Origin of the sequence: Acinetobacter haemolyticus, from assembly GCF_003323815.1 — a bacterium.
In the GTDB taxonomy this organism is placed as follows: Bacteria; Pseudomonadota; Gammaproteobacteria; order Pseudomonadales; family Moraxellaceae; genus Acinetobacter; species Acinetobacter haemolyticus.
Map to the genome: position 1 here is coordinate 2,354,150 of NZ_CP030880.1, position 24,647 is coordinate 2,378,796.

The 24,647-nt window shown below is 39.7% G+C and carries 23 protein-coding genes; 9 read left to right on the forward strand and 14 right to left on the reverse strand.

The features are described 5' to 3' along the window. Window positions 1-138 precede the first annotated feature (138 nt). Both DS737_RS10830 and nth read left to right on the forward strand, forming a co-directional pair. Window positions 139-936 carry an RnfABCDGE type electron transport complex subunit B gene (locus DS737_RS10830; protein WP_113997993.1) on the forward strand — a complete coding sequence of 266 codons (798 nt, stop codon included), beginning with the start codon at window positions 139-141 and terminating at the stop codon, window positions 934-936. A 1-nt stretch (window position 937) separates the two neighbouring features. Next, window positions 938-1,624, forward strand: coding sequence for an endonuclease III (gene nth, locus DS737_RS10835; protein ID WP_042874219.1), 687 nt, complete (start codon window positions 938-940; stop codon window positions 1,622-1,624). Here nth and DS737_RS10840 read toward each other — a convergent pair. The 4 genes from DS737_RS10840 to DS737_RS10855 all read right to left on the reverse strand — a co-directional run bounded on the left by DS737_RS10840 (window position 1,621) and on the right by DS737_RS10855 (window position 4,494). Next, window positions 1,621-1,803: a hypothetical protein gene (locus tag DS737_RS10840; protein WP_004638398.1), complete on the reverse strand. Its 183-nt coding sequence runs from the start codon at window positions 1,801-1,803 to the stop codon at window positions 1,621-1,623. The genes nth and DS737_RS10840 overlap by 4 nt on opposite strands. Before the next feature lie 61 nt (window positions 1,804-1,864). Further along, window positions 1,865-2,518 (reverse strand): adenylate kinase, encoded by a 654-nt coding sequence (adk, locus tag DS737_RS10845; protein ID WP_005081914.1) that lies wholly within the window; start codon window positions 2,516-2,518, stop codon window positions 1,865-1,867. Between the two features lie 82 nt (window positions 2,519-2,600). After that, entirely contained in the window at window positions 2,601-3,914 is a 1,314-nt protein-coding gene (locus DS737_RS10850; RefSeq protein ID WP_004638396.1) for a hypothetical protein, read from the reverse strand. 61 nt (window positions 3,915-3,975) lie between these two features. After that, entirely contained in the window at window positions 3,976-4,494 is a 519-nt protein-coding gene (locus DS737_RS10855; RefSeq protein ID WP_005081912.1) for a hypothetical protein, read from the reverse strand. A 241-nt stretch (window positions 4,495-4,735) separates the two neighbouring features. Between DS737_RS10855 and mrdA the strand changes: the two genes are divergently transcribed. Together mrdA and rsmD are read left to right on the forward strand one after the other, a co-directional pair. Beyond that, window positions 4,736-6,721: a penicillin-binding protein 2 gene (gene mrdA / locus DS737_RS10860; RefSeq protein WP_113997515.1), complete on the forward strand. Its 1,986-nt coding sequence runs from the start codon at window positions 4,736-4,738 to the stop codon at window positions 6,719-6,721. Continuing rightward, a complete protein-coding gene (gene rsmD, locus DS737_RS10865; protein ID WP_005081910.1) occupies window positions 6,721-7,269 on the forward strand; it encodes a 16S rRNA (guanine(966)-N(2))-methyltransferase RsmD in 549 nt (182 codons plus the stop codon). The genes mrdA and rsmD overlap by 1 nt, the downstream gene beginning before the upstream one ends. On the opposite strand, the gene DS737_RS10870 is transcribed toward rsmD, so the two are convergent. Next, window positions 7,266-7,664: a hypothetical protein gene (locus DS737_RS10870; RefSeq protein WP_005091087.1), complete on the reverse strand. Its 399-nt coding sequence runs from the start codon at window positions 7,662-7,664 to the stop codon at window positions 7,266-7,268. The genes rsmD and DS737_RS10870 overlap by 4 nt on opposite strands. Before the next feature lie 142 nt (window positions 7,665-7,806). On the opposite strand from DS737_RS10870, the gene DS737_RS10875 reads away from it, so the two are divergent. Together DS737_RS10875 and DS737_RS10880 are read left to right on the forward strand one after the other, a co-directional pair. Beyond that, window positions 7,807-8,157, forward strand: coding sequence for a hypothetical protein (locus DS737_RS10875; RefSeq protein WP_004638391.1), 351 nt, complete (start codon window positions 7,807-7,809; stop codon window positions 8,155-8,157). Window positions 8,158-8,195: 38 nt separating this feature from the next. Further along, entirely contained in the window at window positions 8,196-8,843 is a 648-nt protein-coding gene (locus tag DS737_RS10880) for a DUF2238 domain-containing protein (RefSeq protein ID WP_113997516.1), read from the forward strand. 29 nt (window positions 8,844-8,872) lie between these two features. On the opposite strand, the gene blp2 is transcribed toward DS737_RS10880, so the two are convergent. The 6 genes from blp2 to DS737_RS10910 all read right to left on the reverse strand — a co-directional run bounded on the left by blp2 (window position 8,873) and on the right by DS737_RS10910 (window position 17,611). Further along, window positions 8,873-11,305: an Ig-like repeat protein Blp2 gene (blp2, locus tag DS737_RS10885; RefSeq protein WP_113997517.1), complete on the reverse strand. Its 2,433-nt coding sequence runs from the start codon at window positions 11,303-11,305 to the stop codon at window positions 8,873-8,875. A gap of 244 nt (window positions 11,306-11,549) precedes the next feature. Continuing rightward, window positions 11,550-12,512 carry a protease SohB gene (gene sohB, locus DS737_RS10890; protein ID WP_004638388.1) on the reverse strand — a complete coding sequence of 321 codons (963 nt, stop codon included), beginning with the start codon at window positions 12,510-12,512 and terminating at the stop codon, window positions 11,550-11,552. A gap of 269 nt (window positions 12,513-12,781) precedes the next feature. Next, window positions 12,782-13,693, reverse strand: coding sequence for a phosphate ABC transporter ATP-binding protein PstB (gene pstB, locus DS737_RS10895; RefSeq protein WP_017394722.1), 912 nt, complete (start codon window positions 13,691-13,693; stop codon window positions 12,782-12,784). Between the two features lie 14 nt (window positions 13,694-13,707). Next, window positions 13,708-15,105, reverse strand: a complete 1,398-nt coding sequence (pstA, locus tag DS737_RS10900; protein WP_004638386.1) for a phosphate ABC transporter permease PstA — start codon at window positions 15,103-15,105, stop codon at window positions 13,708-13,710. Further along, window positions 15,102-16,481: a phosphate ABC transporter permease subunit PstC gene (pstC, locus tag DS737_RS10905; protein WP_005081899.1), complete on the reverse strand. Its 1,380-nt coding sequence runs from the start codon at window positions 16,479-16,481 to the stop codon at window positions 15,102-15,104. The genes pstA and pstC overlap by 4 nt, the downstream gene beginning before the upstream one ends. Window positions 16,482-16,579: 98 nt before the next feature. Then, window positions 16,580-17,611 carry a PstS family phosphate ABC transporter substrate-binding protein gene (locus DS737_RS10910; RefSeq protein ID WP_005081897.1) on the reverse strand — a complete coding sequence of 344 codons (1,032 nt, stop codon included), beginning with the start codon at window positions 17,609-17,611 and terminating at the stop codon, window positions 16,580-16,582. A 551-nt stretch (window positions 17,612-18,162) separates the two neighbouring features. Here DS737_RS10910 and DS737_RS10915 point away from each other — a divergent pair. Beyond that, the gene (locus DS737_RS10915; protein WP_113997518.1) at window positions 18,163-19,215 is read left to right on the forward strand and encodes an aromatic ring-hydroxylating oxygenase subunit alpha; all 1,053 of its coding nucleotides are present in this window, start codon (window positions 18,163-18,165) and stop codon (window positions 19,213-19,215) included. Window positions 19,216-19,289: 74 nt separating this feature from the next. Here DS737_RS10915 and DS737_RS10920 read toward each other — a convergent pair whose 3' ends face one another. Together DS737_RS10920 and DS737_RS10925 are read right to left on the reverse strand one after the other, a co-directional pair. Beyond that, window positions 19,290-20,822 (reverse strand): pyridoxal phosphate-dependent decarboxylase family protein, encoded by a 1,533-nt coding sequence (locus DS737_RS10920; protein WP_004638381.1) that lies wholly within the window; start codon window positions 20,820-20,822, stop codon window positions 19,290-19,292. Between the two features lie 3 nt (window positions 20,823-20,825). Next, window positions 20,826-22,196 carry a diaminobutyrate--2-oxoglutarate transaminase gene (locus tag DS737_RS10925; RefSeq protein WP_004638380.1) on the reverse strand — a complete coding sequence of 457 codons (1,371 nt, stop codon included), beginning with the start codon at window positions 22,194-22,196 and terminating at the stop codon, window positions 20,826-20,828. Window positions 22,197-22,663: 467 nt separating this feature from the next. Here DS737_RS10925 and DS737_RS10930 point away from each other — a divergent pair, with 467 nt between their 5' ends. Next, window positions 22,664-23,365 carry an SIMPL domain-containing protein gene (locus DS737_RS10930; protein WP_005091100.1) on the forward strand — a complete coding sequence of 234 codons (702 nt, stop codon included), beginning with the start codon at window positions 22,664-22,666 and terminating at the stop codon, window positions 23,363-23,365. A gap of 49 nt (window positions 23,366-23,414) precedes the next feature. On the opposite strand, the gene DS737_RS10935 is transcribed toward DS737_RS10930, so the two are convergent. Continuing rightward, window positions 23,415-24,047 (reverse strand): TetR/AcrR family transcriptional regulator, encoded by a 633-nt coding sequence (locus DS737_RS10935; protein ID WP_113997519.1) that lies wholly within the window; start codon window positions 24,045-24,047, stop codon window positions 23,415-23,417. A gap of 114 nt (window positions 24,048-24,161) precedes the next feature. Here DS737_RS10935 and DS737_RS10940 point away from each other — a divergent pair, with 114 nt between their 5' ends. Beyond that, complete coding sequence (locus DS737_RS10940) at window positions 24,162-24,629, forward strand: hotdog fold domain-containing protein (RefSeq protein WP_113997520.1); 468 nt, start codon at window positions 24,162-24,164, stop codon at window positions 24,627-24,629. The last annotated feature ends 18 nt before the right edge of the window (window positions 24,630-24,647 follow it).

Below are 24,647 nucleotides of genomic sequence, written 5' to 3' on the forward strand. Positions count from 1 at the left end.
CTATAAGAAACATACAAGTTCGTCTATGTATTTAATGTTATAGATCTGGCGCAAAAGTCAACTCCTCTACCGAGATGACTCGTCGTAGACAGTGATTATTGCTATACTATCGATCCTGTTTTTGCTGCTCCTATGTTCATGTCCCCATCCTCACAACATTCGCTTATTGTTCAAATAGACCAACACTTACCCCAAACACAATGCGGTTTGTGTGGGCATCGTGACGGATGTTTACCTTATGCTAAAGCCATTGCAGAAGGTGAAGATGCCAATAAATGTGTACCAGGCGGACAACCAGTTGCAGATGCTTTGGCAACACTCCTGCAACGTCCTCGGTTGGTTGCTGAACCAAGTGTCTGGGAGGTTCAGGCCGATGGCCGTCCACAACGTATGAAAGCAATCATTCGTGAGGATGAATGTATTGGCTGCACCAAATGCATTAGTGCTTGCCCTGTTGATGCCATTATCGGAAGTGGTAAATTAATGCATAGTATTTTGACCGACTTGTGTACAGGTTGTGAATTATGCATTCCTCCTTGTCCGGTTGACTGTATTGATTTGATCCCAGATACCAAACCATTGCCAACCGAAGTACAACGCACAACAGAACAAGACGATTTAAGACATCGTTACTATGCACATATCCAACGTGAAGAAAGACGGCGTATTCATCGCAAAGGTCCAATTGTACGTGCAGAAATTGATGTCGAGTTTTTTGCTCAATTTTCTCAGACAGTGAACAATGTCCCTGTCATTACACTCGCTGAACAACCAAAAGAAAAGCCATCGCTAGATGCAAAAACCACGATTGAACTTGCCAAGATCCGGACTCAAATCAAGAAATTAGAAAAGCAACTCAGTGTACGTGCGGATGAACAAAAACAAACACAACTCATTGCTCTCCAACAACGTTTAAATGAATTGCAAGGAATCTAAAATGCCTGTCAAAAATATGACCAAAAAGCAAATTCAGATTTTCTTTGAACGTCTACGAGAGCAACGTCCAAATCCTCAAACTGAGCTCAACTATAGTTCACCATTTGAACTACTAATCGCAGTTATGCTTTCTGCACAAGCCACAGATGTCAGCGTCAATAAAGCGACCGATAAGCTTTATCCAATTGCAAATACGGCACAAGCCATTTTAAATCTCGGTGTTGATGGCTTAAAAGAATATATTAAGACGATCGGTCTCTATAATGCCAAAGCAGAAAATGTGATCAAGACCTGTCAGATTCTGGTCAACCAATATCAAGGACAAGTCCCTGAAACACGCAAAGAACTTGAAGCCCTACCCGGTGTAGGACGCAAGACTGCAAACGTCGTTTTGAATACCGCATTTGGTCAACCTACGATGGCGGTGGATACACACATTTTCCGAGTAGGTAACCGTACAGGCTTAGCGATTGGAAAAAACGTGTTAGAAGTTGAAGATCGACTGATTAAAGTCATTCCGAAAGAGTTTATCATCGATGCACACCATTGGTTAATCTTGCATGGGCGCTATTGTTGTATCGCACGTAAACCCAAATGTGGCGAATGTATTGTTTCAGATGTATGTCACTGGCCTGACCGTTTTGAGTTTGGGGCAAACAAAGTAATTACAGTTAAAAATCTCAATTAATCTTGAGATTTTTTTTGCTGTTGTAATTTAGGGTGAAGCTGGCGCGCTTTACCATTTTTTTTATTTTCCAAAGCTTGTTGCTGTTGTACATGGCGCAGCATTTTTTGGCTTTGATACAATAAAAAAAGCAATAATGCAAAACTCAAAACCACGGCAATAATCAAGATAAACTTCAGCATTATTTTCTCCCAAATAAAAAGAGCTCTATATTCAGAGCTCTTTTATCATCAACAATTTAGATTACTTGTCTAAAATTGCGAACAAATCTTTTTGAACGTCTTCAATTGCACGTAAACCATCCAACTTATTGTAAGTTGGTGCATTTTCGCCTGAAGCAGCACGTCCTTGGTAGAAACCAACCAATTGCTCAGTTTCGCTGTGGTATGAACCTAGACGCTTACGAATGGTTTCCTCTTGATCATCTGGACGCTGTACCAAGTCTTCGCCAGTCTCATCATCTTTACCTTCCACTTTTGGTGGATTGTAAACAATATGATATACACGACCAGAAGCTGGATGTTGACGACGACCAGAAAGACGTTGAACAATCTCTTCGTCTGGTACATCAATCTCAATCACATGATCAATGCTAATACCAGCCACTTCTAATGCTTCAGCTTGTGGAATGGTACGTGGGAAACCGTCAAAAATACAACCGTTTTCACAGTCAGGCTGAGCAATACGTTCTTTAACTAAGCCAATAATTAGCTCGTCAGAAACCAAACCACCTGACTCCATAACGCTTTTCGCTTTTAAGCCAAGTTCAGTACCTTCACGAATTGCAGCACGGAGCATATCACCGGTTGAAATTTGTGGGATATTGTAGCGCTTACAGATCAACTGAGCTTGGGTACCTTTGCCTGCCCCAGGTGGTCCGAGTAAAATAATGCGCATAAAGAACATCCTCATCTAAAAACAATAAATCTTAAATTGAGCAATATCATACAGATTTATCGCTCAACCAACATCAAATTAATTATAAGAAAGCAACAAATAAGTGAATTAAACCAGCGAAGAAACCAGTTACACCACCCAGTACAATTAAAATCCATTCATCCTCTTGGAATGCAGGGCGTAATAAGTTCTGGAATTCTTTCGGCGTCAGTTCACGAATTCGATCTCTAAACATTTGAAAGATTTTCTGTGCACGGCTTGCATTCAAGGCTGGATCACATACTGGACCCATGGTAATTTCAATCGAACGATCAATCAAGTCGGTCTTTAGTCTAGCATACTCTCTTGGCCCTAAAGATAATTGCAATGATGTTCGCACCAAAGGTGTTTCCATAATTTCATTGATATGACGTTTAACGATACGGCGCGTTTTATCTTTTTTACTACCATACATCATTTCAGTCATAATCGACTTCAATGTAATCAGATCTTCTGTTACGACACTGGCAAATACATCCGAAACCTCTTCTTGACGTTTCATAAATGCACCCTGCACATTGTAAGTACCAATCTTAAGTACAGGCACAATCCAAGGGAATTTACGGTCTTTGGTTAAACGGAAAATCTGAGGATAACGAATCGGATGTGGTTCAATCGGATTGAATACCATCCAGATCGCGATCCAGTTGGTCAAGAAGCCCCAAATCGCCGCCCAAAATGGAACTGTCCAATGCCAAGGTACAATGAACCAAACAATCATTTGGAAAATACCAAAGAACATCCCGATCAATGCACTGATATGCCAAATAAAGTTAATTTCTTTTTGGCCAACTTTAAGGAACATACGCACCATTAAACGGCGATCACCTTCCATTTGGCTCACGACCATTTCACGCATATCGACCAATGACTCAACGTTCATGGTCAGTTCAGTCACCAATTCTTTCAGTGTATTTGGTAACTGTTTATGTGCTTGGGCATAGATACGACGTTTAATCGAATACGGTAGGTTTTCCCATAGCACCGCATTTCGATCAATCATCACCTCATCAATCAAGTGCTCAAGTTCAAATCCAACTTGCTCACCAATGATCATTGCCATGTCTTCAGGATCCATCGCCTCCAAAAATTCACGCAATGAACCCAATTTTGATAGTGTATTGTCAGTAATAATGCCTGAAATACGCCCTGCTTTGCGTGGCACGATGCCCTGCCATCCTACGGGCAATGGCCCTAAGTGAAATCCCCAAAATTTAATTGGGTAGAACACCATTTTTAAAGCCATCCACACGTGCGCCCATGTCACAAAAGCAGTGACGGGGATAATGCTGAGGACTGCCCAAAAATCTGGACGAGCTAAAAAAATCTGCCACAATTCATTGACGTAATCAAACATGCATGACTCTCAGAATTATTGATACATTATGACTCATCGGCGTTAAACAACTTGTTCACACTTATAAGCCAAAACTTAAGGTATAAGAGAATTGAATTGTAGGTTCTGTTTTCTCTATGAGATCACCATTCGCATTTTTCATACGCTCACCTGCTCCAATTCCCACACTAAAGGTACTGATACGTTCCGAATTCAACCACACGAACGCAAGATCGACACCCGCGCCTAAGCGCGCTTTTTCTTCATTATCTATTTGCTTACTTTCAATATGGCCAACATACGCTCCGATGTAATAACCATTTTTATCTGTACCTGTTAGGTGGTACGGATAGCGAAATCCAAGTTGCCCACCCGCAGGATTGTCATCATTCATGAATGCACCTGCTTTAGCATAGGCGATTCCATAAGGGTTTACCCACTCCAAATTGGCGTGTAATAGTTTTTTAGTGAAACCTGCCCCAACATTCCATGTTGAAACCTTTGCATCTGTCAATTTCGCTTCAGGAAGAAATGAGTTTCCTTCAGCATGCGCCAAACCACTAACTGCCGTAACCGCGAGTAAAAGATAAATTTTTCTCATTATTTTCTCCATTTTCCCTAAGAGTGTGTATTGGTATGTCCTATCTCAAGCCGTTTGTGACTTTAACAGAATTATTTTGCTTCTAATATACAAGACCGTACAATTTTAATGTCTGCAAAGTCAAAAACGGTCAATCAAACATTTGCATGATTCGTTGAAAATTCTACAGTAAGATCATGCAACTTACGTTAAAATATTCAGTCTTTGTATTCTCTCAATCTTGTAATTAAGTCGATACCCTATGAAACAGCACTTTCCTTTAAAAAACATGCAACAAGAAAAGCGCATTTATAAGGGTCGAATTTTCTTTGCAATGTTTGTTGTCGCAACTTTTTTACTGTTGCTGATCTGTCGTTATGCATATTTACAGATTGTTCATTACGATGATTTTACAACAGCATCAGATAAGAACAGGATTCGTTTGCAACCACTGCCACCTGCGCGTGGTTATATTTATGACCGTAATGGCATTTTATTGGCAGATAACTATCCTGTATTTACTGCCACGCTTAGCCGCACTGATGTCAGTGATATTGATGATACATTGGAACGTCTCATTCCCGTATTAAGCCTGACACAAGAAGACGTGGATCGTTTTAAAAGTCGTGTCAAAACTGCCCGAAAAACTGAACGTATTGCGATCAAACTCAATTTAAATGAAGCCGATATTGCTAAATTTAGTGAGGTCAAATATGCATTTCCCGGCGTAAAAATTGAAACGCAAATGACACGCTATTATCCATTTGGCGAATTATTTGCACACGTCATAGGCTATGTTGGACGTATTAATGACCGAGAATTAAGGGCGATTGATAAAGACTTATATGCAGGAACAAACCTAATCGGGAAAATCGGTGTAGAAAAAAGCTACGAAGAATTACTACATGGACATCCAGGTTATGAATCTGTTGAAGCCGATGCACACGGTAATGTGCTTCGTAAGCTAGGACGCAAAGATCCAACGCGTGGCAATGATTTATATTTATCCTTGGATTATGGTTTACAAACTATTGCATCGGAACAATTGGCTGGACGACGTGGCGCAATTGTCGCGATGGATCCACGTACAGGTGAAATTTTAGCTCTCGTTTCTAGCCCAAGCTTTAACCCTAATCTGTTCGTCACAGGCATTAGTTACAACGATTATGGGTCATTACGTGACAACCCTGATCAACCATTATTTAACCGTGCAGTACAAGGTGTATACCCTCCGGGTTCAACGATTAAGCCAATGTTTGGCCTTGGCGGCATTCATTATGGTTTAGTGGATTGGAACACAGCGATTTCCGACCCTGGTTATTTCTCACTACCTGGAGATAGCCACCGCTTCCGTGACCATAAGAAAAGCGGTCATGGACTAGTCAATATGCACAAAGCTCAAATCGTTTCTTGTGATACCTATTTCTATGTCTTGTCTTATCGTATGGGCATTGAAAAAATGAATGAGTGGATGCGCCAATTCGGTTTTGGTGAGAAAACAGGAATTGATTTACCTAGTGAAAGTACTGGCCTATATCCAAGTCCTGAATGGAAAATGAGAACCCGTAATGCCAAATGGTTAAAGGGTGAAACCATTTCTGTGAGTATTGGACAAGGTGCTTTTACAGCGACACCACTTCAATTGGCAATGGCAACAGCAATTACAGCCAATCAAGGTGCACATGTAACCCCTCATGTATTACGTGAGACCAAAGGTACAAAGAAACATGATGTTCACAACGCACCTGATGGACAAATTCAATTTAATGGCACACTCGATGACTGGGTAAAAATGCGTGAAGCAATGGTTGATGTCATTCAATCAGGGACTGGCCGAGGAATCAAAAGCGGTTTGCAATATTCGATTGCTGGTAAAACAGGTACCGCTCAAGTGAAAAGTATTGCACAGGGCAAGCGTTATAACGAAGCTGCACTCTCTGAACGTCAGCGCGATCATGGTCTATTTGTAGGTTTTGCCCCTGCTGAAAATCCAGAAATTGCCATTGCAGTCGTTTGGGAAAATGGTCGAAGTGGTGGTGCTGCAACACAAATTGCACGCCCAATTTTTGACTATTGGCTAGTTAAACGTAAGACAGAACCACTAAGACCAGCCAATCACCAAATCAGCGGTGGTCTAATGACCGCAGGTATCAAACCAGGTGAGTTACCGAGTGGAAATGTATCAACAACTACGCCTGCACCACCAACGGATCAACCAGCTCAATCTGCCGATGGAATTTCAGAATAATGAAGAATCAGCTACGTATTATTGGTGGAGAATGGAAACGACGTGTTTTACCATTTGCCAGTATCGAGGGTTTACGCCCTACCCCAGATCGCGTGCGGGAAACCTTATTTAATTGGTTAATGTGGGATATCCAAAATGCACAGGTTTTAGATCTGTGCAGTGGTTCAGGTGCTCTTGGCTTTGAAGCACTATCACGTGGTGCAGCACAAGTGGTCATGATCGAACCGAATACCACACAAGCACGTTATTTAAAAGACAACCTTCAGCTACTCAAAGCTCAAAACTGTCGCCTCATTATCAGCACAGCTCAACAAGCATTAAACAAATTAACTGAACAATTTGATGTTGTATTTCTCGATCCACCTTATAGCCTCGATTTATGGCAAGAGTTATCAACGTTGGCTGATCGATTGATTAAAGATAACGCTTATATCTATGTTGAGGCAGACCGCGAATTATCCCAAATCCAGTTACCTGCATCATGGCAAAAAATAAAAGAAACCAAAGCTGGACAAGTTCGAGCGGCGTTATACCAAAAGAAAATTTAAAATAGGCGTAACCAGAAAAAACGAATTAATTGCCCTCGATCAAATGGGAAACTGGACAGATACTCATAGCCGATTCGATTGCTCGAGTTAAACTGATACACAATCCCATATCCCAATGAAATGGAAAAATCATCTAAGGAGAGGCTCTGTGTCTCTCCTGTCAACATCTTATGGTTGAATTGATTGGTTTGATAAGCGGTATAATTGTAGATACGCCAACGTTCATCCTGAAAAAACATATTATGCAAAATAGAATAATCAGTTTTGCTTTGTTGAGGATAAGCAGAATCAAATAGCTCCTCTGAATCATCTTTGATTTCTGCAAAAAAATTATAATCCTCTGCATAGGTATAACTGGATAGAAGCAACAGTAGCCCACAGATAAAAACTTGCATCATTAATTCAAAATATTTGGGATCAAGGATAGAGATAGCATAACGCCTAAAATAAATTTTACTATGTTAGACATAAATTATTATTTTATAAAATGAATGTTATATACCATAATACCGTCTTTAGAATTTCACCTTAAATAACATGAAACTTTTTTTCTTACTTGTTGCTATGCTAACTTTAACTGGCTGTCTGTTTGGGAAATCAAATGAAGTACAACGCGCAGAAAAAATCTTTCAACATTTTGAATGCAGTAATATTGAAACCAATCAACTGGCATCATCATCTATTTCTAGTTTCCACCAACAATCTCTTGCGGTAAATAAAGAAAAAGCCAGTTCTTATATTGAACAGTATAAAAATGGTGAAGATCTCTTTGACATCCCCTTAGATGAAGTTGTACAACAAAAATATCAATTATATAAACAAGCGTGTCAGGCACTTGGCGGTATCTCTTCAGCGAAACAAACCATCCGCATAGATGATGCTGAATAAGATCCAAACTCGGTGTTAGACCTCATTTGAGATATGGCATGATCGAAAAAAAATTTAGTTTAAAACATTATATTGCCCTTGCAATGGTGCTGCTTTTTATCATCATCGCTAGTATCAATCCATTAGAATTTGAGTCTTATCTATTACACCAAGCAGGCACGGTCATCATGCTGATTGCTCTCATCGTTACAATGAGAAAAATCGGCATCAGCTTTTTTAGCTTTTTTTTATATTTAACTTTCCTATTTATTCACATCATTGGAGCACATTATTTATATTCTTATGTTCCATATAATCAGTGGCTTCTAGATCTCTTTGCTTTTGATTTAAATCAAAGTATGGGATGGTCACGTAACATGTATGATCGATTAGTTCATTTTGCTTATGGTGTATTGCTTTACCCATTTTTTTATCGTTGTTTTCAAGTTTGGATTCCATCAGCAAAACCCTTCACCCTATTTTTATTGGTTCTCCAATTTGTTATGGCATCCAGTATGATTTACGAGCTACTTGAATGGGGGCTATCCATCGGACTATCCCCCGAAGATGCAGAAAATTATAATGGGCAACAAGGCGATATGTGGGATGCACATAAAGATATGTTTTTGGCAACCATCGGTGCATTACTTATGGGCATCGGGTATTATTATCAAACGTCAAATACCCATGCAAAAACATCAACATAAATACCTTTTTGTCGAATCCACCGAATGATTTAAATCACTGGGTGCTGAACCGTATCGAATAATGCAAAAGGATCAGATTTAATCGTCTGTGAAAAATCTGTATACACGGTACTCAGTCCAGTATCCGATACAGTTGTATCTGATGGAACTAGAGTTTGCTCTGGAACGAGTTGATCCAGCACATCATCCAATTGATTAGAATGTTGATCCGATGAAATCATGACCTCATCTAGCGCAATCGTTTCAAGTTGATTGAAAGAAAGTGCACTCGCCTCAGTATTAGCAAGTAATTTTTCCAAATCAACTGAATCCGCAAGTGAGATTTCAGCGTGCTGTGTTTCAAATGATTCTGTTTGAGCCAAGGTGTTAGTTGTTACAGGAGCAACTACTGTAAAATTAAATGCATCACTCACTTCACTGGTATTTCCCGCCGCATCTGTTTGGGTTAGGGTGATTTTATGAGATCCCAAGGCTAAATCTTGAGTAATTTCAAAACTCCACTTTCCATCATTACCAACAGTAACGGTCCCAATCGGCTGCCCATTGTCATAAATGGTTAATACAGCTTTGGCTTCCCCTCTTCCAGATAATGTTGGTCTTGCATCATCCGTACTTCCCCCTGTACTAATTGGACCTTTCACCGCCCCAACATCATCCATAACTTTTTCTAATACAGGTTTTGTTGGCGCTATAGTATCTTTATTCCCAATAACATTTTCTTCAACTGAACGGTTACCAGCCGCATCAATTACATAAACCTTTCCGCTGTTTTTATCTGTTAAAGCTGGTGAAACAGTAACCGTAAATTTGCCATCAGCGCCGACTGTACCAGTACCGATCACTTTTCCGTCAGCACTTCTAATTTCAATTTTTGCATTGGCTTCAGCCGTACCTGTTATGGTGTCTCCAGCCGCATTAATTTGTACAGTTGCCTGATCAGGTGCAATTGTATCTTTACCTGCATTAATTTCGACGAGTTTAGACTGATTACCCGCTGCATCTTCAATAGTAATCGTACCTTTTTTTCCATCAGTTAAAGCTGGGGAAATATTTACTTCAAATTTACCTTGCGCATCAACCGTACCACTGCCTATGACTTTTCCATCGGCGTCTTTAATCACTACTTTTGCATTGGCCTCAGCCTTACCTTGGATAACTGAACCTTCTTTATTTACTTCCACTAAGGGCTGTTCTGGAGGCGTTGTATCTTTACCGGCAATCACTTTTGATGCTTCAGACTTATTACCAGCAGCATCTTCGGCGATCACAGTCCCGCCTTTTTCATCAGTCAGTGGTGGAGTAACTTGTATCGAGTACAAGCCTTCTTTATTTGCTTTAACTGTCCCTAAGAGTTTGCCATCAGAATCAAAAATAGATACTTTGGCATTTGCTTCAGTTTTACCGGTTACGATCGTACCATCTGCATTCAGCTGTGCGATTGGTGCATCAGGTGCAATCGTATCTTTCGTACCAGTCACAGAGGTACCTTGTGAAACATTGCCAGCACGATCTACAGCAACAACACTCACTTTATTACCATCAGTCAACACCTGATCAAGTTTTACCGTATAGTTTCCTTGATCATCGGCCTGCCCACTTGCAATCACCTTACCCGTCGCATCACGAATTAATATCTTAGCTTTTGCCTCGGTTTTACCCGTTACGATCGTACCATCTGCATTCAGCTGTGCGATTGGTGCATCAGGAGGAGTTACATCTTTAGTCCCAATCACTTCACTCGTTGTCGATTTACCATCATTATTTATCGCAATAACAGTTAGCTTCTCTCCATGTGGTAATGGTTTTGATAACTTAAATATATAATTTCCTTGTGCATCCGCCTGTGCCGAAACAATTAATTTTCCTGATGAATCTTTAATCTGGATAACTACATTTGCATCAGTTTTAACAGTGATAGTTTGTGAATCATCTGTTGCTAATGTTGCTTTTAATTTTGGTGCTGGCTTCTCAACAACTTTAGAATCTGATTTTTTATCATCATCCTTTACTGCCCATAGGTAAATTCCTTCTGCAGCAAGCGCAACCAACCCAGCTTTCATCAGTTGTGACTTTGTAACACCAAAATCATCTGATCCATCTTGGTTCATTGGCGTTTGCGTTGGTGGCTGAGTGTAAGCAAATTGAGACAACTGGGTTGCAGGCACATAACGGATAAACTCACCAGACTGATCAAACTGTGCAACTTCATACGTTCCGTCAGCTTTTACAAGTGCTAAACTATGTTCACTGGTACCATTCTCATTGTAAAAGTCACTGATTACAATCTTTTCTCCATTCTTCAATGTAATGACAAGATCATTACCTTGCTTTGTAATTGACTTTACATCTGCTTGAGTTATACCAATTTGTACAATAGAAGGCTGATTTAAAATCACTTCTTTCATTTGCGCATCTTGTAAAGTCATTAAATTTTTCTTTGAAGAAACGACAACGTTCGTCATTATTATGCTCACTGATCCATTATAATTTTTAAGATTTATCGATTAATGAATAATTAAGTTATTAATCCAGCAATTAAAGTATCAAATGATCACTATAAGAACAATCATCTCAAAGCAAGTTTTGTCGCTTTTATTTAGCTGACCATTTGTTAAAATCTTTAAAGTTTTATTTTTGAAAATAATTATATTTCTTTATAAAAAAACCAGCCTTATTTAAGACTGGTTTCCAATACAATCCATCCAATTAGAATTTCGGATCACGCATTTGTACCAAACTGCTATTTGCTTTAGCTAAACTATCGGCCAACTTACCCATGACAGTTGGAATAAGATTTTCAGCCATTTGTGCTGCTTGTAATCCAAGCTTTTCACCAAACGTTGGACGCTTGCGCGTATTGATGACATAGACATCATGTTGCGACAACAAACCAAGTAAATATTCATCTGAGGTCTGAAGCTTATCCACTAAGTTTAACTGACGTGCATCTTCGCCATACCAATGCTCACCTGTTGCAACTTTTTCAACATCTAATTGAGGACGATATTTTTCGATGAAGTGTTTGAAGAGAACATGTGTCTGTTGTAATTCTTCTTCAAATTTAGCTTTACCTTCAGGCGTATTTTCACCAAACATGGTGACTGTACGTTTATATTGACCAGCCGTGTATAGATCAAAATCTACATGATGTTGTTTGAGTAAGCGATTGAAATTAGGTACTTGTGCCACCACACCAATTGATCCAACGACTGCAAATGGCGCTGAAATAATTTCACTTGCGATACATGCCATCATGTAGCCACCGCTAGCAGCTACTTTATCCACACAAATCGTCACATGAAAGCCCGCATCACGTAAACGAACCAATTGTGCAGCAGCAAGACCATAACCGTGAACCATACCGCCAGGACTCTCTAAACGCACTACAACACGATCATGTCCTGCTTTTGCCGTCGCTAGAATCAGAGTAATTTCTTCACGAATCGTATCGACTGCGGAAGCCTGCATATCCCCTTTAAAATCTAAGACATATATTTTCTTATCATTCTTTTTACGTACTTTTGCTTCTTTTGCAAGTTGTTGAACAAGTTGCAATAATTCCAAACGAGAAGCTGTAGTCTGCGCAATCTTTTTTCTTTGTTCATTTACACGCGCGTTTAAATGGCTAATACGAATTTCAGCAGGAAATTTAGGTAAATGGAATAACATAAAATATGTGCTCTTTAGTTCGGCTTTATTGCACTAAGATGCGGTCTGTTCAATAAAAATTCAATAGTGAATTTGCAAAATAGATTCATTTTCATCTATATACACGCTGAATTCGGAGAAACTTTCTTCAAGTGTACAGACTAAAATTTCATATCGACCTACGACATCAACATGATTCTATCTCAACCAAAACAGGTTATATTTAAACAATAGAATCTCTGAATCAATAAAAAAGAGCCCTCAGGCTCTTTTATAAATACAGTTCGATATTAACCGAAACGCCCCGTAATATAGGCTTCTGTAAGTTGATGATCAGGCTGGGTAAACACTTTTTCAGTTGAGTTTACTTCGATCAAATCACCCAAGTGGAAATACGCTGTACGATCAGAAACACGTGCTGCTTGCTGCATCGAGTGAGTTACGATTGCAATGGTATATTGCTCAGAAAGTTCAGAAATTAACTCTTCAATCTTTGCAGTCGCAATTGGATCAAGTGCTGAACATGGTTCATCCATCAAAATGACTTCTGGGCTGACCGCAATCGTACGTGCAATACATAAACGCTGTTGTTGACCGCCAGATAAACCTGTACCAGGTTGATTCAAACGATCTTTAACCTCATCCCATAGACCCGCTTTACGTAAGCTATTTTCGACGATCTCTTCTAGATCATATTTATTACGAGCCAATCCATGTAATTTTGGACCATAAGCAACATTGTCAAAAATTGACTTTGGGAATGGGTTTGGTTTTTGGAATACCATACCCACTTGTGCACGCAATAATACAACATCTAAGTTTGGATCATAGATATCCTGGCTATCCAAAGTCACCTTGCCTGTGACACGACAAATGTCAATCGTGTCATTCATGCGATTCAAGGTACGAAGAAAGGTTGATTTACCACACCCTGATGGACCAATAAATGCAATGACTTCATTTTGGTAAATATCTAAATCGATGCCTTTAATCGCTTCAGTCTCACCATAGTACACATGCACATCTTGAGTACTGATCTTCACATCACCATGCGACGGATTTTTTGCTTTGGCAGAAGTTTCAAACTGTGCAACAAACGCTGTTTCCTGCTGAGCTGGTGTTTCCGACGATGTAAATTGAGTTTGCTGTGGATTCACTGATTTATCCTTTTCTAAGGAGTTCGTGGTATCAATAGTATTCATCATGTTATCTCCGATTACCAACGTACTTCAAATTTCTTACGTAACCAAATTGCAAGACTGTTTAAACCAATCATCAGGGCAAGCAGCACAATAATCGCCGCTGCGGTACGTCCTTCGAAGAAGTTACGTAGCTCATTGCCCTGCCATAAGAAAATTTGTACAGGTAATGCTGTAGATTGATCCAATGGCGAAGCTGGCACACTCGCAACGAAAGCACTCATACCAATTAATAAGAGTGGTGCTGTCTCACCTAGTGCCTGTGCAACACCAATAATTGCTCCCGTCAAAATACCTGGCAAAGCCAACGGTAAAACATGATGGAAAACGGTTTGAACTCTTGATGCGCCTAAACCTAGAGCAGCTTGACGAATCGAAGGAGGAACGGCTTTTAGTGATGCGCGTGTTGTAATAATCACTGTTGGAAGTGTCATTAAACTTAATACCAAACCACCCACTAATGGTGCTGAGATTGGTAAATGCATCCAGCCAATAAAGATTGCTGCACCTAATAAACCGAATACAATCGAAGGTACTGCTGCCAAGTTGTTGATGTTGACTTCAATAATATCAGTCATCACATTCTTTGGTGCAAACTCTTCTAAGTAAACCGCACTTGCAACACCAATTGGAATCGAAATCAAGATCACGATGAGCATCATAAACAACGAGCCCATGAATGCACCCGCTAAACCACTGGTTGCAGGAGAACTACGCGAATCAGGATTTACAAAAAAGTCAGTATTAAAAGTATTTTTGATCACGCCATCTGCTTTTAACTGATCAGCTAGCTGACGTAATTCAGGACTTAATTGTTGCTGTTCATCTGGGAGAGAGCGATCGATATTACCTGCCAACCAGACATCAATATTGGCATCTGCTAAGATCTTAATATCTTGAGTTTTACCAATCAATGATGGATTAGCAAATACCATATCACGTAATCGATAAGATTCGGAACTAGTATAAATCCCAATCAACTCATCACGCTGTGGCGCAACCGCAGGATCTTTTTTAACAATCGCATTCGTGATTAAAGCATCCCAGTCTGCCATTCCCATTTGCGTTTGCCACTCAACATATCTTTCTTGGAAACGAGCAGGTGTTTCCCCTGCTTGACGCTTTGGTGGCGCACCCGCATCAATAATTGCAGGGTCAAAATATACAGGAATAGTGATTGTGTTTTGCCAGAATGCAGGTAGACCTTTCGATAAAATACTTACAAAGAGCAATGCAACAAATGCTAAGCCAAGCATCACTGCTGAAAACCCTAAGAAACGAAATGTCTTTTCTTTACGATGACGTTTTGCAAGTGACTTTTGAATTCTTGCTCTACGCTCTGCACGTAATTCTTGCGCTGCTTGCGGATCAAATGCAGGACTCTGATCCACAGGAGATGTATTGGATGAAGTCATTCGTATTGCTCACGATATTTACGTACAATGTACAGTGCAATAATGTTGAGACCCAATGTAATTACAAATAAGGTCAAACCAAGTGCAAATGCCACAAGTGCTTGCGGGCTTGCAAAGTCAGAATCCCCGGTTAACTGCGTCACAATCGTCATCGTAACCGTAGCAACAGCTTCGAATGGATTCGCATGTAAAACTGGGCTATTACCAGCAGCTAACACCACGATCATGGTTTCACCAATCGCACGCGAAGCAGCCAGTAAGAATGCACCAACAATCCCTGGTAGCGCAGCGGGCATTACCACTCGACGAATCGTTTCTGATTTAGTCGCACCTAAGCCCAAAGAACCATCACGCAATGATCTCGGCACTTGTGTAATGATGTCATCCGATAAAGAAGACACAAATGGGATAATCATAATCCCCATAACAAAACCAGCAGTCAGAGCACTCGTTGCATTGATGTTTAACCCAATCGCATCCCCAAACATTTTAAAGAATGGACCAATGATCATTAACGCAAATACACCATACACAATCGTTGGGATACCTGCCAAAACCTCAATCGTTGGTTTCGCCCATGCACGTAATCGCGGTGGAGCATATTCAGCCAAATAAATCGCAATCATTAATCCAACAGGCACCGCAACCAAAAGAGCGACCCCACTGACCATTAACGTACCCCAAAGCAATGGGAGTAAACCGTAACTGCCAGTTGCCTCACCAACCTGACTGAATCCAGGCTGCCACACAGTACCAAAAAAGAAATCGAATGGACTAACAAAATTAAAGAAGCGTAAAGCTTCACTGAACATCGACAATACGATTCCAATCGTGGTTAAAATCGCCACACTGGAACATAAGATTAGACCGACATTAATCGCACGTTCAACTTGATTACGCGCTCGGTATTGTTGACTGATTGTTTTCTTTGCCCAAGCTAGACCCGCCAATGCAGCACTAATCACCACTGCAACTTTAGCAAAAGTACCAACACTCTGAAATTTAGCCAACTCTTTAGCTGCGGCAAGCTCATAAGCTGCAGCTTGATCAGTTACCCCAAAACCTGAAGCAATCGCTTGTACACGACTAAATAAAACTGAACGACTACTTTCATCTAGGTTCGCATTCACTGCGGCAGGAATATGATTAAATACAATTTGTTTTAATATAGTTGGTTCAACCATGTTCCAAATTAACAGAATTAAAAAGGCTGGAATACCACACCATAACGCAACCATAGCACCATAATAGCCCGGACGCGAATGCAATAAAGCCGAGTTATTCCCCTTACCTGCCAGATTACGACTTTTACGTAACCCAATTTGATATGCGATTGCCACTAGGGCCAACAACACACCGATAATTAGCAGATTCATGCGATCTCCACTGTTTTCTCGATTGTTTTCATCTGAAAAAACTTAGCCTGATAAAAAAGGCTGATGATATGAATATCACCAGCCCGATTTACTCGATATTATTTAAACACTTTACCTGCTTTAAAATCAGCAAGGATTTTTGCGCGCTCTGAATCAGATAGTGGGATTAAACCAGCACGCTCTAACTTAGAACCTTTACCTGAAGTTCTTTTATTCAAGAAGAACTCAACGTATTGCGGTAAACCTTTAATTGAGTTTAAGTGCTCGCCTTTTACATAGAAGTATAAAGGACGAGATACTGGGTATTTACCACTTAAAATCGTTGCTTCTGATGGCACAACATTGTTTACAGTTGCCACACGAAGCTTGTCACGGTTTTGATCATAGAAGCTCAAACCAAACACACCTACAGCACTTGGAGTTGTTCTTAAACGTGCAAGTGTTTCTGTATAGTCACCCGCAATTTCAATAACTCGACCACCTTGACGGAATGTCGTACATGCTTTCTTTTGAGCATCTTTATCTAAGTTTTTGATGTATTCATAAGCTTCACAGCCTGCATCTACCATTTTCTCTTGGAAAACTTCACGCGTACCGTGGTTTGAACCAGGAATAACTAATGTAATTGGCTCATTTGGAAGTGATTTATCAATTTGGTTCCAATGTGTATATGGGTTTGGAACCATCTTACCATTTGATGGTAATTCAGCAGCAATCGCTGTAAATACATGGTAAGGCTTTAATTTATATGCTGCTTTATTAATGTTTGACGCGAAAACAATACCGTCATAACCAATTTTGATTTCTTGAATCTTATTTACACCTGCTTTTGCACATGTAGGTACTTCGCTACTACGCATTGGGCGTGAAGAGTTCGCGATATCAATCGTGTTATCACCTACACCTTGACAGAACTGTTTCAAACCACCTGAAGAACCACCAGAACCAACTACAGGTGTTTTAAATTGTGGGAAAGTGTTACCAAACTCTTCCGCTACAATACTTGCAAAAGGCAAGACAGTTGAAGAACCAGCAATTTGGATCGTATCACGAGCTGCGTTTGCAGTCGTTGCTACAGTTGCCCCAGTTACAGCTAATGCAATTGCGAGATTACGTGGATTTAAGCGCATATTGTTTTCTCTCATTTATACAATTTGATTTACAACTCTTTTAAATTCAAGTGTTGTACTTTGGTTAACTGCATTTTGATTAGATAATATGACAAATAAGTTACAACTTTGTGACGCTTTGATGATAATTGATGTATTGCATCAAATTTAATTAAATGTTATTAAATATCAATAACTAAAAGAATTAAAAATATCCTTATAACCTAAACAGGTATCATTAAAATTGTAATATTTAATTCTTTTAATGCAACTTATATTTAATTTTTTAGAACAAAATCATCTTTGATTGTAAAAAAGCTATGCTGAGTAACATTTCAAGCATTTTGCCGATTCAATCATGTGACAGACTGATTAAACATCGACACCTCACCATAGCCCTTGCTCTTAAACTTAGACATCATAATAGCTTAGAGTGAACTATGATCATCCAAATGGATTCATCTAAATCTAAGTCGTGTTCTAAAAGTATCAACACATCATTCAGTTTATTGAAATTTATTCGAACAGTGTATTGATCTATATTCAATTTAAACGAATAGAAAGAAGAGATCATGAATACTAAAGCCATCGCGACCTTCAATCCTGATTTACCCATTCACATGACATTTTCAGAGCATGATTGGCATTTACTTGCCCAACATTGGTATCCAATTGCTTTAGCACGTGACATTAGCGAACAACCCACAGCCGCTACATTACTGGATATGCCATTGGTGATTTACAAAATGTCAGATCAGCTTATAGTTGCCAAAGATGCTTGTCCACACCGTGGTGTTCCATTGAGTTTAGGCCGTAATGATGGTCTTGGTGTCGTCTGTCGCTATCACGGTTTACGTTTTGGTGAAAATGGAAAATGTAATCGGATTCCCGCCCACCCAGAACACAAAATATCTGAACGCTTTCATTTAAAGACATATGCTGCTATCGAGAAATATGGGTTGATCTGGTGCAATCTCACGGCAAATAAAGATGTGTTACCCACCATTCCACAAATGCCTTATTGGGATCATTCTGACTTTCAACAATTGGTGTGCCCCTCTGTAGAACTCAATTGTTTTGCAGGAAGACAGCTTGAAGGTTTTATTGATGTGGCTCATTTTGCTTGGGTACATCCTGATACTTTTGGAGACCCAGATAATGTTGAAGTACCAGATTACACGACGACAGAGACAACCTACGGTTTTGATGCCGATTATATCAGTAGTGTTGGTCGTTACCCGATTGGTATGGATCAGCGTGGGCAAGAAGGCTTTCAGTGGTTAAGGCATTTTGAAATCAGCCTCCCCTTTACTGCAACACTGACGATCCACTTTCCGAATGATAGCAAGCAAGTGATTATGAATGCGGCTAGTCCTGTATCTGCACGTCAAACGCGTTTATTTGCACCAATCTGTCGTAACTATGATAAAGACTTACCTGTCGAAGAGGCTTATAAATTCAATTTAGAAATTTTTGAAGAAGATCGTCTCATTGTTGAAACACAAAAACCTGAATATCTACCACTAGACCTATCTATGGAAGCACATTTCCCAGCAGATCGTAGTTCTAGCATGTACCGTAAACTGCTCCGAAAAATGGGATTTAGTCCAATTTTTGCAGCCTGACTTTATTTTCGAACATTCATAAATAAAAACGAGGTCATTAAAGACCTCGTTTTTATTAGTAAACCAAACTGCAACTACACAATTGGTGGTACATAAGTACCTTCAACAATTGAGTCTTTGATTCGATCAGCTTCTGCAAGCACAAGTGCAAGCAAGTTCTGTACGTTTTCAAGCGTTGCAACAGGACTTAATGTAGTCATCTTCAAAGATTGAACATTACCCACTTTGGTCACACCAATATTCGCCTCACCACGTGCAAACAATTCATCTGCAACGTTTTGATTCAAGCTATCAACAAACTCAGCAGGATAACCTTCTGGCACGACACGGAACAGCACTGACGCAAACTGCGGTTCAACTAACAGCTCAAGACCATCTGTTGATTTGATATAGTCTGCAACTTCACGTGTTAATTTCACGCCGTGATCGATCATTGAACCATAAAGCTCTTCACCTAATGCTTCAACCGTCATCCACAATTTCAATGCATCAAAACGACGAGTCGTTTGTAAAGATTTAGACACAAGGTTAGGTACACCATGTTCTTCATCATAAGCAGAGTTTAAGTACTCCGCTTCATAATGCATAAAGCGATAGTTTGCTTCGTCTTTCAACAGGAAAGCGCCACAGCTAATACTTTGGAAATAGTGCTTATGGAAATCAAGCGTGATTGAGTCTGATAATTCAATTCCATCAAGCATTGCACGATGGTCATTTGAAAGAATCAGTGCACCACCCCAAGCAGCATCAATGTGCATCCATGAACCAAATTTATTAGTAATTTCACGGATTTTCTTGAGTGGATCAATCGCACCAGCATCTGTCGTACCCGCTGTTGCAACTACACAAGCGACGATTTTGCCTTCTGATTGAAGATGTGCCATGGTTTTTTCTAGCGCATCAACATCCATCTGTGCATTTTCATTCACAGGAACAGTGACAACTGATTGGAAACCCATGCCCATCATTGCCATGTTCTTTTGCACAGAAAAGTGTGCATTTTCAGAACAAATCACTTTGACGTTTTTCATCGCCTCGGCTGGGATACCATCACGCTGAACAGACCATGGTTTACCATTTTCGTCTTTCCAGTTTTTCGAAATGCACCAGTCGCGCGCAAGTAATACACCCATCAAGTTAGACTGTGTTCCACCTGAAGTAAACACACCTGCTTGACCTGCACCATAACCCACTTTTTGGCGTAGCCAATCAATCAACTGAACTTCCATCAATGAACCTGCTGGGCTTTGGTCCCATGAGTCCATTGATTGGTTAGTCGCATTGATTAACACTTCCGCGATTTGGCTCATCACCATCGTTGGGCAATGCAAATGTGCCAGTGAATGCGGATGATGTACTTTTAAGCTTTTGTTGAGAAATAACTCAACCATACGCTGCAAAGACTGCTGTACGCCTAAACCTTCTTTCGATGGATTAAAAGATATTGCTGCACGCAAATCTTTAATGCTACCACCTGTATACATTTTATCGTTTTGCAACCATGCTGAAACGGCTTGTACCGCCTCGCCCATTGCTGACTGATAGTCAGCAATAGATTGAGCATCATTGCAGAGTAACGCTTTACGATGTTCTGCAAAATCAACCATGGTTTAGCCTCGTACTGCTTTTAATGCTTCCGCAACTGCCTTTTTGAAGCGTGCAATCACTTCAACACATTCGTCTTGGTTGATAATCAATGGGCAAAGTAAACGAATTACTGTACCGTTACGGCCACCTTTTTCCAACAATAGCTTATTGTTGAAACATGCAGTTTGAATTGCCGCAGCTAATTGTGCATCAGCAGGAAGCGAACCCATATGGTCTGCTGGTTTACGCTCATCGACGATTTCAACGCCGATCATTAGACCACGACCACGCACATTACCAATACATGGGAATTCTTGTGCAAGTTTCTTAAACTCTGCTTGTAAGAAATCACCACGCTCTTGTGCATTTTGCGCAAGATTTTGCTCTTTAATGGTTTTCAAAACCATTAGGCCTGTGCCCATCGCCAATTGGTTACCACGGAAAGTACCCGTGTGACCTGCTGGCTGCCAAGCATCAAACTTACGCTTAATACCAAGCACAGCTAATGGAAGACCACCACCAACAGCTTTTGACATCACCACAACATCAGGCTCAATCCCAGCATGTTCAAAGGCAAACATCTTTCCTGAACGTGCGAAACCAGCTTGAACTTCGTCCAAAATTAAAACGATATTGTGCTTTTCAGTCACTTCACGAATTTTTTGTAGCCATTTCGCTGGCGCAGTTACCACACCACCTTCACCCTGAATTGCTTCTAGAATGACAGCAGCTGGCTTTGTTACACCGCTTTCAACATCTTCAATGAAGTTTTCAAAGAAATACGTTAATGCATCAACACCAGCCTCACCACCTAAACCAAGTGGGCAACGGTATTCATGCGGATATGGCATGAATTGAACACCAGGCATTAAACCATTCACAGCATTTTTAGCAGACAAATTACCTGTCATTGCTAATGAGCCGTGAGTCATACCATGATAACCGCCAGAGAAGCTGATCACTGAACTGCGACCAGTAAAAGTTTTTGCAAGTTTAATTGCTGCCTCAGTCGCATCTGCACCAGAAGGACCACAGAACTGTAGGCAATATTCTTCTTTACCACCCGGCAAGTGTGCCAAAAGTGCTTCTGTAAACGCATCTTTTAAAGGAGTCGTTAAGTCTAAAGTATGCAATGGCAAACCGCTTGCCAATGTATCTTGAATACTTTGAATCACCGCAGGATGATTATGACCTAAAGCCAATGTTCCTGCCCCAGCTAAACAATCAAGGTACTCTGTACCTTCAACATCAGTAACCCAGCAGCCTTGTGCTTTTGCAATTGCCAACGGTAGTTTACGAGGATAACTACGAACATTCGATTCCATTTGACTTTGGCGAGTCAAATAATATTCGTTGGTTGCATTAGCGGCAGGATTTACGGAAGTAACGCTCATATCGAATTACCATCTCTGATATGGGTAAAAGAAATAAGTCTGGTGACTTTTGGTCCTTTGACTCGGTGCTTGTTTGAATCTAGCGCAGACACAAAATTTTATATCTTTCAACTAGGAGCGAGATGATACCTAATTTTCAAAGAAAATAAACAATTTTATGTCTTAGATTCATCTAATATTATTGAAAAAAAAATTCTTTCAATTAAGTATGATGGATTATCATCATACTATGTGACAAGAGAAAGAAAGTAAGCTTTTTTTAATATGAAATTTATTTTTAGATAAATGGTCAAATTACACAAGATATACAACTGATTTTTAAATATTTTTTATTTTATTTCTCAGTTGCAAGATCACACTAAGTTATTACAAATCCACCACAAAATATGCTGATGTTACTCACGACTTCTTTTTAATATCAAAGTTGAAAAAATAAATCTTCAGTACCAAATTCTAAGGAATTTTTTATGCGCACTCTAGCTCTCTCAACCATGATACTTGGAGCAACATTGAGTCCTACACTTTTTGCCCATGAAACAGAAAAACTAAACTACAACATCGTTAACATTCAAGCAGATGCTTCGCGACAAGTTGCAAATGATGAAATGCGCGCCGTGCTTTATATTGAAAAAAGCCACAAGCAGCCTGCTGAACTCTCTAATCAAATCAACCAATTGATGAATCAAGCACAAGCAATTGCTCGCAAATACACTCAAGTTAAAGTTGAAACTGGCGCTCAAAGTACCTACCCAATCTACGACAATGACAGTAGAAAATTGAAAGAATGGCGTGCTCGTGCTGAGATCCAACTGGAGAGCAAAGATTTTAAAGCAGCAAGCCAGCTCATTAGTGAGTTACAACAAAATTTCCAAACTCAATCCATTAACTTTACTGTTTCAGATGAACAGCGTAAAAAAGTTGAAAATGAGTTGATGATTGAAGCATCTAAAAATTTCCAACAACGAGCACAAGCCATTACTCAAGCATGGAACAAAGCTCAATATAATTTGGTCAGTTTAAACTTGAATACCAGCAACTATTTCCCTCAACCTGTGATGCGTGGTGGGATGGCTAAATTTGCGATGGCAGAAGCTGCCCCTGCTCAAGATATGGCAGCAGGTGAATCAAAAATTACGGTCAACGCGAATGGGAGTATTCAGTTTAAATAATTTGTACTCGATATTTGAATAAGAAAAGGCATATTGATATGCCTTTTCTTCATTTGGTCTGGGCAAGATTCTGCAAAGAATCCCACGCAGCTCTTGCTAGCACTTCCCGATACATTTTGGGATCAGCAACCACTTTTTTAGATAACCAAGCGCGGCAATAACTTTCTGATGCACCAATCACCAATGACATCATCAATTCAATCGGTATTTTTTTCAATGATTCAAAATCAGCGTGTCGTGAAACATGAGCCATAATATTTTGATTTCTTGTTTTATTTTTATCGCTTAATGCCTGTTTATATTCACTTTGCATAACACTGAAATGCGCTAATAATAAAAACTTTGCGAATTTTGGTTGATCAGATACCCAATCAACGTAGCTATAAATCAGTGCAAAAATTACATCTTGTAGTGATTTTGCCTCATCTAAATATCGATCTCGTAAGCAAGCTTGATCTTCTAAAGCGGCAAAAACCAGTGCTGCAATCACACCCTCTTTATTTTTAAAATGATGATAAATCGCACCTACACTACTTTCAGACTTTTCTCGAATCATCTCAATACTGGTTGCATCTAATCCATAGTCAAGAAAACAGGACAATGCATCCAACAATATCTGTCTTTTTAATAAAGATCTCCGCTGAGGATACAATCTTTCCAATAATTGCTGAGCCGTTTCCATATTCAATTCAAGTTCACCGATCGTCGGAACTATTGTGTATGACTTGACCACAACTTGTAAACAGAATTATATTCTGTAAAAGAATTAAATTTTGTTTAATTAGGATATTATCAAATGGCTTCAACTTTAGACTTATGGAATAAAGCTTCTGCTTTTCCTGCTGGCAAATGGACATTTACACGCATGCTTTGTCTTAAAGCCCCCTATTTCAGTAGTATTGCTCCATTATTTGAAGAACTAAAACCCAATTACTGCAAAATATCGATTAAGAAAAAACGTTCGGTACTCAATCATATTGGTACTGTGCATGCGATTGCGATGTGCAACATGGCTGAATTAGCAGGCGGAACGATGACAGAAGTTACGGTACCTCCTAGCCACCGTTGGATACCAAAAGGCATGACTGTTGAATATTTGAAAAAAGCAGAAACTAATTTGATCGCAATTGCCTCACCTGTTGAAGAAAACTATGATTGGGACAAAGCGGGCGAATATCTTGTGAATGTTGACGTATTTGATACAGCCAATGAAAAAGTGTTCCATGCAAAAATCACAATGTGGATTTCTAAAAAGAAAAAATAAAAAAAGCCCCGAACTCCA

Bases quoted from the DNA above. Each gene is read 5' to 3' on its own strand.
- DS737_RS10830 (WP_113997993.1), top strand. From the start codon at position 139: ATGTCCCCATCCTCACAACATTCGCTTATTGTTCAAATAGACCAACAC.
- nth (WP_042874219.1), top strand. From the start codon at position 938: ATGCCTGTCAAAAATATGACCAAAAAGCAAATTCAGATTTTCTTTGAA.
- DS737_RS10840 (WP_004638398.1), bottom strand. From the start codon at position 1,803: ATGCTGAAGTTTATCTTGATTATTGCCGTGGTTTTGAGTTTTGCATTA.
- adk (WP_005081914.1), bottom strand. From the start codon at position 2,518: ATGCGCATTATTTTACTCGGACCACCTGGGGCAGGCAAAGGTACCCAA.
- DS737_RS10850 (WP_004638396.1), bottom strand. From the start codon at position 3,914: ATGTTTGATTACGTCAATGAATTGTGGCAGATTTTTTTAGCTCGTCCA.
- DS737_RS10855 (WP_005081912.1), bottom strand. From the start codon at position 4,494: ATGAGAAAAATTTATCTTTTACTCGCGGTTACGGCAGTTAGTGGTTTG.
- mrdA (WP_113997515.1), top strand. From the start codon at position 4,736: ATGAAACAGCACTTTCCTTTAAAAAACATGCAACAAGAAAAGCGCATT.
- rsmD (WP_005081910.1), top strand. From the start codon at position 6,721: ATGAAGAATCAGCTACGTATTATTGGTGGAGAATGGAAACGACGTGTT.
- DS737_RS10870 (WP_005091087.1), bottom strand. From the start codon at position 7,664: ATGCAAGTTTTTATCTGTGGGCTACTGTTGCTTCTATCCAGTTATACC.
- DS737_RS10875 (WP_004638391.1), top strand. From the start codon at position 7,807: ATGAAACTTTTTTTCTTACTTGTTGCTATGCTAACTTTAACTGGCTGT.
- DS737_RS10880 (WP_113997516.1), top strand. From the start codon at position 8,196: ATGATCGAAAAAAAATTTAGTTTAAAACATTATATTGCCCTTGCAATG.
- blp2 (WP_113997517.1), bottom strand. From the start codon at position 11,305: ATGACGAACGTTGTCGTTTCTTCAAAGAAAAATTTAATGACTTTACAA.
- sohB (WP_004638388.1), bottom strand. From the start codon at position 12,512: ATGTTATTCCATTTACCTAAATTTCCTGCTGAAATTCGTATTAGCCAT.
- pstB (WP_017394722.1), bottom strand. From the start codon at position 13,693: ATGAATACTATTGATACCACGAACTCCTTAGAAAAGGATAAATCAGTG.
- pstA (WP_004638386.1), bottom strand. From the start codon at position 15,105: ATGACTTCATCCAATACATCTCCTGTGGATCAGAGTCCTGCATTTGAT.
- pstC (WP_005081899.1), bottom strand. From the start codon at position 16,481: ATGAATCTGCTAATTATCGGTGTGTTGTTGGCCCTAGTGGCAATCGCA.
- DS737_RS10910 (WP_005081897.1), bottom strand. From the start codon at position 17,611: ATGCGCTTAAATCCACGTAATCTCGCAATTGCATTAGCTGTAACTGGG.
- DS737_RS10915 (WP_113997518.1), top strand. From the start codon at position 18,163: ATGAATACTAAAGCCATCGCGACCTTCAATCCTGATTTACCCATTCAC.
- DS737_RS10920 (WP_004638381.1), bottom strand. From the start codon at position 20,822: ATGGTTGATTTTGCAGAACATCGTAAAGCGTTACTCTGCAATGATGCT.
- DS737_RS10925 (WP_004638380.1), bottom strand. From the start codon at position 22,196: ATGAGCGTTACTTCCGTAAATCCTGCCGCTAATGCAACCAACGAATAT.
- DS737_RS10930 (WP_005091100.1), top strand. From the start codon at position 22,664: ATGCGCACTCTAGCTCTCTCAACCATGATACTTGGAGCAACATTGAGT.
- DS737_RS10935 (WP_113997519.1), bottom strand. From the start codon at position 24,047: ATGGAAACGGCTCAGCAATTATTGGAAAGATTGTATCCTCAGCGGAGA.
- DS737_RS10940 (WP_113997520.1), top strand. From the start codon at position 24,162: ATGGCTTCAACTTTAGACTTATGGAATAAAGCTTCTGCTTTTCCTGCT.